The following is a 13,475-nucleotide window of genomic DNA, read 5'->3' as shown; positions in this document are numbered from 1 at the left end:
TAGTTTTAAAGTAAAATTATCCTTTTTAATTATTCAAAAAATAACCCTTAAACAAGTTTTCAATGACCACACAATCCAATCAGAAGTCCCATCTTTATACTTTAATGACAGTATGGTTCTTCTGGAGTTTCGTTGCTGCCTCAAACGGTATTTTAATTCCTTTATTCAAGGAAAAATTTGGTTTAGAACAATGGCAAGCACAATTGGTTGATTTTGCATTTTATATCGCTTATACGGTTGGTTCTATTTTATACTTTATCGTTTCGAGTGCCATAAAAAGTGATATCTTGAACAAAATCGGCTACAAAAATGGGATTGTGTACGGTTTAATTATATCGGCGTTAGGTACTTTGCTATTTTACCCAGCAGCCGAAATGAAATCTTTTCCTTTATTACTTTCAGCATTGTTTATTGTAGGTTTAGGGTTCTCGCTTCAACAAACGGCTACTCAGCCATTTATGATTGCACTTGGACCACCAGAAACGGGTTCCCACAGAATTAACTTAGGGGGTGCTGTAAACAATTTAGGAGGAACTATTGGCCCTGTTATTATTAGCTTTGCCATCTTTGGTTCAATTGCAGCGGATGCTGCTAAGAATGCAACCATCGAATCAGTGAAATTACCTTATTTGATTCTAGGAGCACTTTTTGTGTTATTAGCTATCTTCTTCAAAGTTTCTAAACTACCAAGAATTACGAATGACGAAGAAGTAGAAATCGGAACAGGTGTATTGAAATACCCACAATTGGTAATGGGTATGATTGCCATTTTTATGTACGTGGGCGTAGAAGTAACCATTGGTAGTAACTTAGGCGAATACCTAAAAGTAACTCAAGGGTTAGATTCATCTCAGATTTCACACTACGTTTCGATGTTCTGGGGAAGTATGATGATTGGTCGTTGGACGGCCTCAATCAGTAATTTTGACGTTACCCCTACTACTAAAAAACTGTTGACTATCATTGTGCCATTCGTAGCTTTTGCCATTGTATTGGGCGTAAATACATTGCACGGAAGTGATATGAGCGATTTGTATGCGTATGCTATTTGTGTATTGATTATGATTGCGGCATTCTTCTACTGCGATGAAAAACCTGTAAGAACATTATTAGTTTTCTCAGGAATGGGTGCTTTGGCCATGATTATCGGCTTATTATCTAGCGGAACAGTTACTTTATTCGCTTTCATTAGTGGAGGTTTATTCTGCTCAGTTTTATGGCCATGTATTTTCTCATTAGGCACAGCAGGTTTAGGAAAATATACCAACCAAGGTTCAGCATACATGATTATGATGATTTGTGGTGGCGCTGTAGTGCCAGTTCTACAAGGTATCGTGGCTGATACAATCGGTATTCAACAATCGTATTTTGTGCCAATTATTTGTTTCTCTTACTTAGTGTTCTTTGGTATAAGAGTACAAGGTGTATTGAAAAGTCAGGGAATTGATTTTGATAATGCTGTTGTTACAGGCGGTAAAGGTCATTAATAATTAATGGAATTATATTTTCAAAAAATTGGAAACGGACAAAAAATCCTGCTCGCCTTTCATGGAATTGGGCAGGATTTTTTGTGTTTTCAACAATTTGGTGAAACCTTTGCTGATACCTACACTACCTATGCTTTTGACTTGCCTTTTCATGGAAAAAGTTTCAATAACCATCCCATAGATGGAATCATTACAAAAGATATTTGGAAGCATTTTCTGAAAAGTTTTCTAGAACAACATAATATCCATTCTTTTTCAATAGTTGGCTTTAGCATGGGGGGCAGATTTGCCTTGGCTACACTAGAAGCTTTCCCTGATAAAATAGAAAGGCTAATATTAATCGCGCCAGATGGCATTTCTGAGCATCCAATTTATGCCTTTGCTACCCATTTTAATCTGACTAGGAGGTTATTCAAGTACGTTATTTTTAAAGAAGATAAACTGTTAGTATTAACTAAGCTTTTTGCCAAAATGCGGATTGTTCCCGAAAGTTCTATTCGTTTTGCCCATAAAATGTTGGATACTCCTACTAAAAAAAAGCAAGTCTTTGAATCATGGACTGGTTTTAGATATTTAAAGTTTGATATGAGCAAAATAGCCGAAATGATTAATTCACAAAAGATTAAAGTAAGTATTTTCACAGGGAAATATGACACTATCCTTCCTACCAAACAAGTATTGCCCCTTTCACAAAAACTACCAAATGCTCAGATGATAACACTTGAAGCGGGACATACAAAAATGCTTGAAAAGGTAGTAGAATACCTACAAAATGAAGATAATATGCTATAAAATGACATTCATTTTATTGTATTAAAACAATTGCCCCTCCAAATTCGTATATAATTTGTATTCTCCTATATAATACGTAGCTTTCATTGTCAACAAACGTTTAACACCATCATCCTTCATGAGTTTTATCAATGCTATCGGTACGGCAGTTCCTGAAAATTGTTTTCCTCAGAAAGACATTGCGGAATTCATGGCTGCTGCGTTACAAATGAATGAATACGACCAACGACGACTAAAAGCGTTGTATCGTTCTACTAAAATCAACCAACGTTACTCTGTATTATCTGATTATGGTAGTAATATGTCAGAGTACAAATTTTATCCCAAAACGGTAGATTTAGAACCATTCCCAAGTATTTCTCAAAGAATGCTTGCCTACAAAAAATATGCATTGCCCCTTTGCTTAAAAGCGATTGATAACTTAGGCACTCTTCCAAACATCACCCATATCATTACCGTAAGTTGCACAGGAATGTATGCACCAGGGCTTGATATTGAAATTATTGCGTCTTTACAGTTGAACACTACTATTCAGCGAACGGCCATTAATTTTATGGGCTGTTACGGGGCATTTAATGGCTTGAAAATGGCCGATGTTATCTGTAAGGCTAATCCAGCAGCGAAGGTATTGGTAGTTTGTGTGGAGTTATGCACGCTCCATTTCCAGAAAAAAATGGATGAAGATTTTCTCTTATCTAATGCATTATTTGCAGATGGTGCTGCCGCTGTTTTAGTAGCAGGAACGCCTTCAGCGACGAGTCAATCATTAGCATTAAAATCGTTTTTTTGTGATTTATACCTTGAAGGAAAACAAGACATGGCTTGGCAAGTGGCCGACTTTGGCTTTGAAATGACACTGACGTCGTACATCCCCAAATTGGTAAAATCAGGCATCAAGTCACTGACAGATAAATTATTAGAAAACTGTGGATTGATTACGCAGGATATTTCATTGTATGCGATGCACCCTGGTGGGAAAGCCATCTTAGAAGCCATTGAAATGGCACTAGGCATTAGTACGGAAGACAATCGTTATGCCTATCAGATTCTAAGGGACTATGGAAATATGTCGTCAGCAACAGTACTTTTTGTATTAAAGGCTATCGTCGAAGATGTAGCAATTGTTCGCAAAAATCAACATATTCTAAGCTGTGCTTTTGGGCCAGGACTGACGTTAGAATCTATGATTCTGGAAATCGTTTAGCATTTCTTTAAAAACCGTACTTCAACGAGAACATAATTCCGCTACTGTATAAATTGACCTTTCCTCTCCCTACTTCTTTCAAAGGAGTTTTCAAATAAGGCTCTGCTTGGATAGAAAGATGATTATTGATTCGTTTCTCAAAACCAAATGAAATATTCAAGCTACTCATGAAGTAATCATTATCTCTTTTCCAAGATACTGACCTAGGGAAGTTAGTTGGCACTGTAACTCCTTCTGGATAATAATAGTCATATCCTTCTGTAAGCATCAAATAAGAAGACGCACCTGCACTTACAAACCAAGTATCTTTAGCCTTTTGTAAAACATTGTAACGAATATTAAAAGGAATATCCAAAATTTGACAATCGCCTTCAACACTTGTAGGCAAAACAGGACGGGTAGTCCAGTTTTTAGCCCAAGCATGATAATTTTCGATTCCCGTACTGTATTTTTTTGAACTATAAACTGCACCCGTTTGGATAACGATATGCTTTGTGATATTATACTCAAACAATATGCCTGCCGATTTACCAAGTGCAAAACCTGATAAGGTTTCTACCCCGTTAGCATCTGGTGCAATAGATAATCTCACGCCAAAACGTGAAAATTTATTAGATTTAACGAGCGGGCTAATATGAGGTTCACTGCTACTCTCTTCAAATTCTGGCAAAGTGATTTCTAATGCTGATTTTAGTGGCTTTAAGGGCTTGCTAGTCAGTAATGCCAAGCTTTCAGATGTTTTTAATGAATTATCACTTACCAAATTTCCTTGTGCGGATGATACATCCTCTCCTATCGTTTTTTGCCCAATATTATCTATGCTTTTTTGTCCAGCACTATGCTGTTCTTTCTGACGAATATTCGATAGCTCCTGAGATGGACTATTATGATTAAAATTAGTAAATGATTTAGAGGTTATTTTATTTTTTGATAAGCTTGGGGTAGACTTAAATATTTTTAATGACTTTGGATTGTTTTTTTCATTTCGTTTTGAAACAGCATCAACCTTATTCTCTATCACAGTGCTTTTATCAACACTTTCAACAGATGATTGTTCTTTAGGTTGTACGACTGTTTTTGTATTTTCTACTGCTGAAACGGCATTAGGATTAACAATATTTTTAGTTAGTTCTTCTTCTTTTGTAGTACTTTGTTTGGATGCTTTTGATACTTCTTTTGGGCTTTCTAATTGATTCTTTTTTACTTCTGTTTTCGTTGTTAATTTTTCTGCAAGATTATTTTTAGTAAAATAATATATCGTAATTCCACCTACAAAACATAGCAAAAACAACAATAATAACCATCTTTCGTATTTATAGCGACTTTCTGGTATTATTGCAGGCTGGGGTTCAAGCTTATTTTTAAGTTTATCCAGAGACGACTGGTCAAACGGGATTTCTACCTTATCAGAGGCTTCTCTGAAAAGGTCATCCAGTTCGTCATCGGACATATCCCACCACTTATCTGACATCTTTTTAGTAAGATTCTTTGTTGAATCTTGATTTTATACTTTTGGTTATTTTTAAAAACGTTTACTTAACATTTCCCTCAAATTAACCCGCGCACGAGCTAAATTTGACTTTGAAGCACTTACTGAAACGCCTAGCATCTTTGCTATTTCTTCATGTGAGTAACCATCTATAGCAAACAAACTAAAAACTGTTCGATAAGTTGGAGACAGCTTTTGCACAAAAGATAACAATTCTTCATAAGCAAGATTTGCTGATGCATCATCACTTCTATCGCTTACATTTTCTGCGTATTCTATATCATCATGGTCATAATATTTATGGTTTTGCCTGTAATAATCTAGTGCAGTATTAACCATAATTCTTCTGAACCAATTCTTAAACGATTTATTCAAATCAACCTTATCGGCATTGTTAAATACTTTTATAAACCCATCATTAACAATCTCCACAGCCTCATCCCGCGTTCTAGTATAACGCAAGCAGACACTCATACCGTAGCCATAAAACTGCTTGTATAGCAATTCTTGACTCTTAGAATCACCGTTACGGCATCCTTCAAGTATGATTTGGAGGTTATTATTCTTATCTGTAATAATGGGCATTTTGAATACGTTTCATAACCATTACGGTTTTTATCCTAAAAGGTTGCGTAGGAATATAGACAATATGTATTTTTTTTTATTCTTTATTTATTCAACAATTAAGATAACTATCCCAAACCAATAATTCATGATTTTCAAAAGTTTTAATTAACTTTGTTTGATTATACCCCCTTAAACACATGACTATCCATAAAGAAAGTAAAGGTACTATTTTAGTTACAATCATTTTTTTACTCGTTTTAAATGGTGCAGTTGCTTATTTTTTTCTTGAAAATAAAATATTAAGCAACACCGTATACGCTTTTAGTGTAGTTTTTGCATTAATAATTTTACAATTCTTCCGTGTACCTGTTCGTACAACAGAAAAAAATTCAAAACACGTCATTGCTCCAGCCGACGGGAAGGTAGTGGTAATTGAGGAGGTTGTGGAAACTGAATACTTCAAAGAACCACGTCGACAAGTTTCTATTTTTATGTCGCCTATCAATGTTCACATCAATTTCAATCCAATTTCTGGTATTGTTTCTTATTTCAAATATCATCCTGGGAAATATCTAGTAGCTTGGCATCCAAAATCAAGTACTGATAATGAAAGAACAACCGTTGTGGTAAAACACGATAATGGCACAGAGGTTTTATTCCGCCAAATTGCAGGTGCATTAGCCCGTAGAATTTGCTGGTATGTAAAAGAAGGACAGACAGTAGAACAAGGAAAAGAATTTGGCTTTATTAAGTTTGGCTCAAGAATAGACATTTATCTTCCTTTAGATGCTAAAATTTTAGTAAACTTAGAAGACAGACCAATAGGCGGTGAAACAGTGATTGCTGAATTAGCCTAATATTTTTCTAAACAGTATATATACCGAAGGGTAAATTAAAAATTTTAAGTATTTTTAATTTACCCTTTTTGTGTTTAAAACCATTTTTATACTTCAATCTCAAGAAATGTTAATTCGTTTATTATTTATCATTGTAGTTTGTTTACTTTGGAACTGTTCTGGTTCAAATAAAACAGAGACTTATGTCCCTCCTGTCCCTTCTAATAAAACTGGGAAAGAATTAGCCCAGACCTACTGTAGCAGTTGCCATCAATTACCCTCCCCTGATTTATTAGATAAGACTACTTGGGAAAGAAGCGTGTTGCCTAAAATGTCGTACAGATTAGGATTAGAGCCTGATCTTTTTAAAGTTTACGACGGAATGTCTCCCGAAGAATTACCAATTCTTGCTGCTGCCAATGTATTTCCTGAAAAACCCGTGATTGCTCCAGAAGATTGGGCTAAAATTATCAAATATTATATTGATAACGCTCCAGAGAAGCCCCTTCCACAAGCACCAAAAGAAAAGGTGTCTGTGGGTTTAAGCAACTTTAAGGTGGTGGAAATAGAAGGAACGCCTAACAAAGTACCTTATGTAACATTTGTTAAATTTAATCCTGCTCAAAAAAATATTTATATAGGCTGGCGCGGATTACAAAGTTTCCTAAAAATTTATAATTTAGGGTTTACACAAACAGATTCTTTGGCTGTTCCTAGTCCTGTTTCAGATGTAGACTTTTCTACAAAAAATAGTAGAGTATTGACTATGGGGTTGATGGCTCCTACTAATTTAAGCCAAGGCAGTTTGTTTGAAATCAATGACCAGAAACAACAAAAGCCCATTATAGAATCATTACAGAGACCAGTACAGGCAACTTTTGGTGACTTAAATCAGGATGGACAAGAAGATTTTATCCTTTGCAATTTTGGTAACGAAATCGGAAAATTAGCTTGGTATGACGGCAAGGATAAACAAGAACACCTTTTAAAGGCACTCCCAGGTGCTAGAAATACATTTATTAAAGACATGAATGGTGATAACCTGCCCGACATCGTGGCATTGATGACACAAGCACGAGAAGGCATTTTTATCTTTTATAACAAAGGCAATGGGAATTTTGAAGAAAAACAAGTTCTTTCCTTCCCTGCGGTATATGGTTCTAGTTACATGGAATTAGCAGATTTCAACAAGGATGGCTTCATGGATATTCTGTATACCAATGGAGATAATGCTGATTTTTCTATTATTCTCAAAAGCTATCATGGCATTAGAATTTTTATGAATGATGGCAAAAACAATTTTAAGCAAACTTATTTCTATCCGATGTTTGGAGCATCCAAAGCGATGGCAGCCGATTTTGATTTGGATGGAGATTTAGATATTGCTGCGATTTCATTCTTTACAGACCCTACACAAAAGCCTCATGAAGATTTCTTGTTATTAGATAATCAAGGGAATAATCAGTTTAAGGTTGCTACGTTCCCTGAGGCTACTCATGGAAAATGGATGGTGATGGATGTAGGAGATATGGACCAAGACGGCGATGCTGACATCATACTAGGCTCGTTTTTACGAAGAGGTATGCCTGATGTTGAACAGTTAAACATGGGACGGAAATTGCCCCCCTCTGCGATTATTCTAGAAAATAAAAAGAGAACAGCAAAGGCTATTCTCTAAATATAATTTTATTTTGTTCATCAAGAGAAAAGCATTTTTCTCTTGATGAACAAAATTGATGATTTATAATCTTACACCATTTCTTCTATTAGCTTAATGATTTGCGATAGACCTTCTGCATCTTCTTCAGCAAAATCGTCTAATTCATCTGAATCTACATCAAGGACAAGGAAAACTTCTCCGTTTTTGTTGATAGCTGGTAACACAATTTCAGATTTTGATGCCGAAGAGCAAGCAATATGCCCAGGGAAAGCCTCTACATCTGGCACGATGACAACTTCTTTAGTAGTATAAGCATGCCCACAAACGCCTTTATTAAAATTGATGCGTGTACAAGCAATGGGTCCTTGGAAAGGACCTAATACTAATTGATTCTCTTTTTTTAGATAAAACCCTACCCAAAAGAAATTGAAAGCTTCTTTCAAGGCAGCTGATATATTAGCAAGGTTTGCTGTTAAATCATTTTCACTTGAAACAAGTGATTTGATTTGTGGCAAAAGACTTTCATAAATTTCTTTACGATTAGTCGTTGATGGAATATACAAACTTTCTGACATGCGTATTAAGCGGTAATAGGTTGGAAGTAGCGTTTCATCCAGCTTTGTGCTGCACTTACTTGCCAATTGTTTTTAAATTCGCCGATATTAGCCACTAAATTATTAAAGATTAAAGTATCGGGATGAATAATTCCTTCGGCTACAAGGCTTTTAATTTTCAACATCTCTACGCTATGAAGGGCATCTTGATGAATAAACACAATAGAGCGGTCGAAGAAATTAATGTTCATTTCAGCACTAAGCTCTTTCAACCAACGCGTAGAAGCATCAATAGAACAACCAGACGCTTGATTTTGAGCTTCGTCTACGGCCACCACAATAAAACGGTTATGTAATATTTTTACCGAACCTACTAAAGGAACGCCATGCGCTGCCCATTGGTTTACCTGTGCCTCAAGGGTTTCTAGCACATAAATAAATTCAGCATCGGTTAAATTTTTATCAGTTTGGTATACCCATACACGGGCATAATCGGGCATTTTTTCAAAAGGAATAAACATATTTTTTCTGTTTTCTTTTTCACTAAAGAGATAATGATTTTTAAGCAAAATCAGTTCCTAAACATGAATCATCCCGAATTTTATTTATAATAATGAGTTTTAGATGATTTTAAGTTTTTGTAATATATTCTCGTCCTTACTTTTTGCCTTGATGCAAAAAGTAACAAAAAAATCAAGAATTCCTAAACTCGCTCCGCTCAAACAGTAGGAATTCGTTTTGCATCAATCACAAACATGAGTCACCCCGAATTTTAAAATCATAAAAAAGCGGTCGAAAAACTAATTTCGACCGCTTTTTTATGATTGATGAATTCCGAATTCCTACTGTTTGAGCGGAGCGAGTTTAGGAATTCTTGATTTTCTTTTGTTACTTTTCTTTCATCAAGGAAAGAAAAGTAAGGACTAGCCAATAATAAGTAGAAAACCTCTCAAATTGTCTCCAAAACGCACAATTTTAGGAAAAATTCGGGATGACTCATGTTTATGATGTTAAATTTCCTATGACTCGTTTTTATAATTTACGAGTCAAAGGGATTTTATAAACTTCATTCTCCTTCTTTTATTGATGTTCGTCTCTTAACAAATCATTCACTGTTTTTACAGGATTGAATGTAATTAAAGGTACTTCAACAAAAATGGTATTCCAGTCAGCCATGGCTCCATTCCAAAGACCTGGTAACTCTTGTGCTTTCAAGTCTTTACCATCTTTAGATTTTTGGGTAACAAAACCTGTTTTAGGGTCACGGAATTTTAGTAAATCGAATTTTTCACCCTTGCTATTTTTCAAAGCACAAATTAAATCCACAGGATTGAAGTGTGTTGAATTATTGAAAATTTCTTTTTGCTTTTCATCATCTAAATCAACCTGAGCTGATTCAACAATTTGTAAAGAAGTGGTTCTGTCAGCATTTTTACACCAGAAAGGACCTCCTCCTGGCTCACCAGTATTTTTCACAACTCCACAAACACGAAGTGGACGATTAAGCTTTTTAAGGAAATAAGCTATTTTGTCATTATGAGGTAAATCTGTAAAATTTGATGGTTGTAATACGCACAGTTCTTTTTCAAAAAACTCAGTCAATTCTATAATTAATGGTTGCGAAGCAAACTGAGTTAATTGATGCTGATAATCAAATATTTTTTCTTGATAATACACCAATACCCCTGCTAAGGCCTTTTTGTAATCATAAGTAGTTTGTTTGATACGATCTGGCACCACATTATCAATGTTTTTAATAAACACGATATTGGCATCAATATCATTCAAATTAGCTAATAAAGCCCCATGACCTGCTGGACGAAACAATAATGACCCATCTTTTTCACGAAAAGGTGTGTTGTCTAGGTTTACCGCAACGGTGTCTGTCGAACGACGCTGTTCAGAGAAAGTAATTTCGTAGCTGACGCCAAAAGTAGTTTCATAAGTAGGTACTACCTTATCTAAAAGCATCTTAAAGCGACTTAAGTGTTCGGGCGAAACTGTAAAATGTAGCTTTACAATGCCGTCAGTGCTAGCATAATTTGCACCTTCTACTAAATGTTCTTCAATGGCTGTTCTATTGCCTGTTTCATATTTATGAAATTTTAAAAGTCCTTTTGGTAAAGAGCCATATTCTAACCCTTTGCTTGTTAAATAATAGTCAGCAATGGTTTTTTCGTCGGCATTTTCAGGGAGAACTTTCTGCAAATCGTCATAAAATGCAAACTCAGGTAATCGTTCGAAGAACTGATTCGTTGATTTATCTGATTTTCCTTCTTCCAAAAAGGCAAATAAAGATTTAAACATCCTTGAGGCTGCACCCGATGCAGGAACGAATTTCAATGGCGTAATGCTTTTTACTTTACTTTCATAAAGGCTTACATACTCAGCCAATTTCTCGTCAGAAAGCTGTATAACACCATTTTCAGGAGTAGCCGCTTTTTGAAGCTGCATAAATGGGAATCCATCTTTGAAATCCTGAATTTGCTGTTGAACAGTATCTAAGTTAATGCCTAATTCTTGAATTTGATTGAGGTCGTTTTGAGTAAACATAGTAATTTGGTTTGCGGTAATCAATATATGCAGTAATAACTTATTATCTTTCTTACAAATATATAAGTAAAAAATTATACCAGCCTGTTAGGTATTATTTTTTATAAATAATGCCATTTTTCATCACAAATATCACATTCCTGATACTAGAGATGCTCTTTTCTGGCTCCCCTTCAACAGCTATTATATCTGCAAAATAGCCATTTTTTATTCTTCCTAGCTCTTTTAACCTAAATACTTCTGCATTAACAGCGGTCGCCGATTGTAAAACATCCATAGGCTTCATCCCATATTCTACCATCAATTCCATTTCGCGGGCATTTTCTCCATGTGGGAACACTCCTACATCTCCACCCATACAGATTTTCACACCTGCATTTAAAGCTAATTTAAAACTCTTGCGTTTTTCCTGAATACGTGTTGGCTCAGGCTCTTGTCCTTTTTTCCAACCTTTGTATTGAGTAGTAGCATCACCAGCGGCTAAAGTCGGGCAAAAACATACCCCCTTTTCTTTCATTAAAGCAAATACTTCCGCAGTTGCTCCGTCGCCATGTTCTATTGTTTTGATGCCCGCCATTATTGCTCGCCGCATTCCTTCAGCAGTGGAAGCATGAGCTACTACATCCCTTCCCGAGCTCTTGGCTATATCAACGACTAATTTTAATTCTGATTCTAAAAAAGTAGGCTGAGCATCTTTAAAAAGTCCCCAACGGTAATCAGCATATACTTTTATGACATCTGCTCCTTTTCCAATTTGAGTTCTCACGGCTTTTGATAAATTATCTATCCCGTCGGCCTCCTCTGCTCCTTGAATTACATTTACATCTGACTGAAAGCCTTTAGGTCCATAACTACCTGTAACGACCAATGCTCGCCCTGCTACTAACATTCGTGGGCCTACGATAATACCTTTTTCGATAGACTGCTTCAAACCTACGTCATCATAGTCTGAACCTTCTGTACCTAAATCTCTGACAGTAGTAAAGCCCGCCATCAGGGTATTTTTGGCATGAATGGTCGCTCTGATGATACGTTCAGCACGGGATTCTTTCAGTACTTGGTCGTCCCAAGAGGTTTCGTTATAGGGATGAAGTAACAAATGGGAATGTCCTTCAATCAGCCCAGGCAATAAAGTAGTATGAGGTAGGTTGACAATTTCCGTATTTAACGGAACACTCAGGTTTTCGCCTACTGCAACAATTCTATCTTTTTGAACCAGTACCTGCCAATTTTCATGAATCACCTCTCCATCAAAAACACGAGAAGGTTTCAGCAAATAAGTATTTTGTTGTGCAAAAGATGGTAGGCAAAAGAATAAAAGAATTATTGAGTAAAGTAAATGTTTTTTCATGTTTGCTGAAGAAGTTAGTTTATAAACAAAAATAGCACGACTCCTGAGAATCGTGCTATTAAAATGATTTTTTTTAGATATAAGATGTTAGATGCAAGACTCTAGACGAAAGACACAAGACTTTAAACAAAAGACATTATATGTCCCTTCTGTTTACCTAGACGCAATCACCTTACTCCTTAAAGTCTTGTGTCTTTCGTCTAACATCTTGCGTCTTGAGAAAAACTATTTAATTCTAAAAACAGTCTTCATCTCATATCTCACTTTAATCTTCTGTACATCGATAGTGCTTTCAGGCATGGCGTCTGCTGCCTCTACTCTTGCTGATTTCATCCTCATATTCGAATACATCGGTGCTGGGGCATATTCGTTATCTATTTCATAGATTTCTAATGCTTCTCCCAATTGCTCGCCGATTCCCTCTAGCAAGTATTTCGCTTTATCCTTTGCGGCTTGCAATGCTTTTATTTTAATCTCTTTTCTTAGTTGCTCTATTTTAGAATATTCAAAGCGTTCAATATTGGTAGACGCAACACCTTTATCGTCTACTTTAGCAATGATTCCATCAATTTTATAAAGATTAGCAACTTTAATTACATAGTTTTTACTCTCCAAAAATATCGTTGGTTTTTTCTTACCAAACCATTCACGATAGCCATTGATATTACCTACTGTAAAGTTTTCTTTTGCAATACCAGCCTCTTCAATACCCTTTTGGAGTTGTTTCTCTAAAGTCATGATATCCACTTTATTTTTGTTGTCTTTGTCTTTAAAGTACTCTCTGAGGGTTACAGATACATATATCTCATCTGGCAATACTTCTTGTTCTGCACTTCCTGTTACTTCAATTTTTTTAGGTTGAGGTTTCTCTACGATTACTTGTTGTGCAGTGCTTGCAAAAGCTCCTAGTCCGAAAGGAACAACGAGCATTAATAGTTTAGCTAATTTTTTCATCTGATTGTTTAATTTGATTTGACAGGGA

General features: G+C 35.7%; 12 protein-coding genes. 5 read left to right on the top strand and 7 right to left on the bottom strand.

Going from position 1 to position 13,475, the window contains the following annotated elements; all coding sequences use genetic code 11:
* Positions 1-62 precede the first annotated feature (62 nt).
* From AC1RNE_RS12765 to AC1RNE_RS12755, 3 genes are all read left to right on the top strand, one after another.
* Complete coding sequence (locus AC1RNE_RS12765) at positions 63-1,487, top strand: MFS transporter (RefSeq protein ID WP_492801331.1); 1,425 nt, start codon at positions 63-65, stop codon at positions 1,485-1,487.
* 6 nt (positions 1,488-1,493) lie between these two features.
* On the top strand, positions 1,494-2,279 hold the full coding sequence (locus AC1RNE_RS12760; RefSeq protein ID WP_492801330.1) for an alpha/beta fold hydrolase: 786 nt from the start codon (positions 1,494-1,496) through the stop codon (positions 2,277-2,279).
* Between the two features lie 118 nt (positions 2,280-2,397).
* Positions 2,398-3,483 carry a type III polyketide synthase gene (locus tag AC1RNE_RS12755; protein WP_492801329.1) on the top strand — a complete coding sequence of 362 codons (1,086 nt, stop codon included), beginning with the start codon at positions 2,398-2,400 and terminating at the stop codon, positions 3,481-3,483.
* 7 nt (positions 3,484-3,490) lie between these two features.
* Here the strand turns inward: AC1RNE_RS12755 and AC1RNE_RS12750 are convergent, their stop codons facing one another.
* The gene (locus AC1RNE_RS12750) at positions 3,491-4,954 is read right to left on the bottom strand and encodes an outer membrane beta-barrel protein (RefSeq protein WP_492801328.1); all 1,464 of its coding nucleotides are present in this window, start codon (positions 4,952-4,954) and stop codon (positions 3,491-3,493) included.
* 51 nt (positions 4,955-5,005) lie between these two features.
* Positions 5,006-5,557: an RNA polymerase sigma factor gene (locus AC1RNE_RS12745; RefSeq protein WP_492801327.1), complete on the bottom strand. Its 552-nt coding sequence runs from the start codon at positions 5,555-5,557 to the stop codon at positions 5,006-5,008.
* Positions 5,558-5,736: 179 nt separating this feature from the next.
* Here AC1RNE_RS12745 and AC1RNE_RS12740 point away from each other — a divergent pair, with 179 nt between their 5' ends.
* Together AC1RNE_RS12740 and AC1RNE_RS12735 are read left to right on the top strand one after the other, a co-directional pair.
* A complete protein-coding gene (locus AC1RNE_RS12740; protein WP_492801326.1) occupies positions 5,737-6,396 on the top strand; it encodes a phosphatidylserine decarboxylase family protein in 660 nt (219 codons plus the stop codon).
* A 106-nt stretch (positions 6,397-6,502) separates the two neighbouring features.
* Positions 6,503-8,053: an FG-GAP repeat domain-containing protein gene (locus tag AC1RNE_RS12735; RefSeq protein ID WP_492801325.1), complete on the top strand. Its 1,551-nt coding sequence runs from the start codon at positions 6,503-6,505 to the stop codon at positions 8,051-8,053.
* Positions 8,054-8,124: 71 nt separating this feature from the next.
* Here AC1RNE_RS12735 and AC1RNE_RS12730 read toward each other — a convergent pair whose 3' ends face one another.
* From AC1RNE_RS12730 to AC1RNE_RS12710, 5 genes are all read right to left on the bottom strand, one after another.
* Positions 8,125-8,610 (bottom strand): GAF domain-containing protein, encoded by a 486-nt coding sequence (locus AC1RNE_RS12730; RefSeq protein ID WP_492801324.1) that lies wholly within the window; start codon positions 8,608-8,610, stop codon positions 8,125-8,127.
* A 5-nt stretch (positions 8,611-8,615) separates the two neighbouring features.
* Positions 8,616-9,110 (bottom strand): hypothetical protein, encoded by a 495-nt coding sequence (locus AC1RNE_RS12725; protein WP_492801323.1) that lies wholly within the window; start codon positions 9,108-9,110, stop codon positions 8,616-8,618.
* 559 nt (positions 9,111-9,669) lie between these two features.
* On the bottom strand, positions 9,670-11,142 hold the full coding sequence (locus AC1RNE_RS12720) for a DUF4301 family protein (RefSeq protein ID WP_492801322.1): 1,473 nt from the start codon (positions 11,140-11,142) through the stop codon (positions 9,670-9,672).
* A gap of 94 nt (positions 11,143-11,236) precedes the next feature.
* Positions 11,237-12,493 carry a metal-dependent hydrolase family protein gene (locus AC1RNE_RS12715; RefSeq protein WP_492801321.1) on the bottom strand — a complete coding sequence of 419 codons (1,257 nt, stop codon included), beginning with the start codon at positions 12,491-12,493 and terminating at the stop codon, positions 11,237-11,239.
* 225 nt (positions 12,494-12,718) lie between these two features.
* Complete coding sequence (locus AC1RNE_RS12710; RefSeq protein ID WP_492801320.1) at positions 12,719-13,447, bottom strand: SIMPL domain-containing protein; 729 nt, start codon at positions 13,445-13,447, stop codon at positions 12,719-12,721.
* Positions 13,448-13,475: the final 28 nt, after the last annotated feature.

Source organism: Arcicella sp. GW822-FHT02H01, assembly GCF_058802005.1.
This window is presented reverse-complemented; position numbering and strand designations above follow the sequence as displayed.